Below are 1,557 nucleotides of genomic sequence, written 5' to 3' on the forward strand. Positions count from 1 at the left end.
GCCGTCCGGGTGGATCGGCGTCGAACTCGTGCGGTCCTGGGAGTACTTGGGCGGACCCTGGGGGCTGCTCGGGGCCAGTCAGTGGCAGGTCGCCCCGGCGCTGCGGATGGCGTCGGTGGGGGGCGTCTGGCTGGTGGGGTTCGTGCTGGTGGCGGTGAACACCGCGGTCGTCGCGCTGGTTTCGGCGCCCTGCGCTCGTACGGTGGCCGTCGCGGGCGTGCTCGCCTGTACGGCGGCGGTCGCCGGGGTGTGGGGGTGGGCGCCGGTGCCGGAGCTCGCGGGGACGGTGCGGGTGGCGGTCGTTCAGCCCGGGATCGTCGACGGAGTGGGCAGTGTGCAGCGGCGCTTCGATCGCGAGGAGGAGCTGACCAAGAGGCTGGCCGGGCAGCGGGTGGATCTCGTCGTGTGGGGCGAGAGCAGCGTGGGGCAGGATCTGGGGAGCCGGCCCGACCTGCGCGACCGGCTGGCCGCGCTCTCCCGGACCGTCGGCGCTGACCTGCTGGTGAACGTGGACGCGCGGCGTTCGGACCGGCCGGGGATCTTCAAGAGTTCGGTGCTGGTCGGGCCGGAGGGGCCGACCGGGGACCGTTACGACAAGATGCGGCTGGTGCCCTTCGGCGAGTACGTTCCGGCCCGCTCGCTGCTCGGCTGGGCGACGTCCGTGGGGAAGGCGGCCGGTGAGGACCGGCGGCGCGGCGAGGCGCAGGTGGTGATGCGGCTGCCGGACACCCGGGGCCGGGGGCTGCTCGTCGGGCCGCTGGTGTGCTTCGAGTCGGCCTTCCCGGACATGAGCCGGCAGCTGGCCCGGGACGGGGCCCAGTTGCTCGTCGCGCAGTCGGCCACGTCCACCTTTCAGCAGAGCTGGGCGCCCGCCCAGCACGCCTCGCTCGCGGCGCTGCGGGCCGCCGAGACCTGGCGGCCCATGGTGCACGCGACACTGACGGGCGTGAGCACGGTGGCGGATCCGCGGGGACGGATCGTCGGCGAGCGGCTGGGCACGGACCGGAGCGCCGCGGCCGTCTACGACGTGCCCCTGGCGCGCGGCACCAGCCCGTACGTCCGGGCCGGCGACTGGGCCGTCTACGCCTCGTTGACGGTGCTGGTTCTCTACGGGGTCGTGGAGCTGCTCATCCGGCTTGTCGGGAAGTCCGCAGACGTGTGACGCGCGGGCCGTACGGGCGGGCGCCAGTCGGCCACGCCGTCGAGGCTCCGCAGGGCGACGCGGGGGCCGAAGCGGTTGACGGTGGTGAGGGCGGCGGTGCGCAGGGCGCACGCGAGGGGTGAGGAGAGGCGGGTCAGGCGGGCGACGCGGGCCGAGCGGCGGACGACGGCCGTGGTGCGCGGCAGGCGCTGCCGGGTGTACTCGGCCAGGGCGTCGCAGTGGTCGCCGGTGGCCAGCAGGGCGTGGGCGAGGACGACGGCGTCCTCGATGGCCTGGCAGCCGCCTTGGCCGAGGCTGGGGGCCATGGCGTGGGCGGCGTCGCCGAGGAGGGCGACCCGGCCCCGGTGGAAGGCGGGCAGGGGGCGGGTCGTGCTGTGGACGTCGTTGCGCAGGAT

The 1,557-nt window shown here is 75.3% G+C and carries 2 protein-coding genes; one reads left to right on the forward strand and one right to left on the reverse strand.

What is annotated here, in order from left to right; translation table 11 throughout:
- A partial coding sequence (gene lnt, locus K6I33_RS34905) for an apolipoprotein N-acyltransferase (RefSeq protein ID WP_229358807.1) occupies window positions 1-1,162 on the forward strand: 1,162 nt, incomplete at its 5' end.
- Here lnt and K6I33_RS34910 read toward each other — a convergent pair.
- Window positions 1,108-1,557: FAD-dependent monooxygenase (locus K6I33_RS34910; RefSeq protein ID WP_229358808.1), on the reverse strand; the 450-nt coding region annotated here is incomplete at its 5' end. The genes lnt and K6I33_RS34910 overlap by 55 nt on opposite strands.

This window comes from Streptomyces sp. UNOB3_S3 (assembly GCF_020740895.1).
GTDB lineage: Bacteria > Actinomycetota > Actinomycetes > Streptomycetales > Streptomycetaceae > Streptomyces.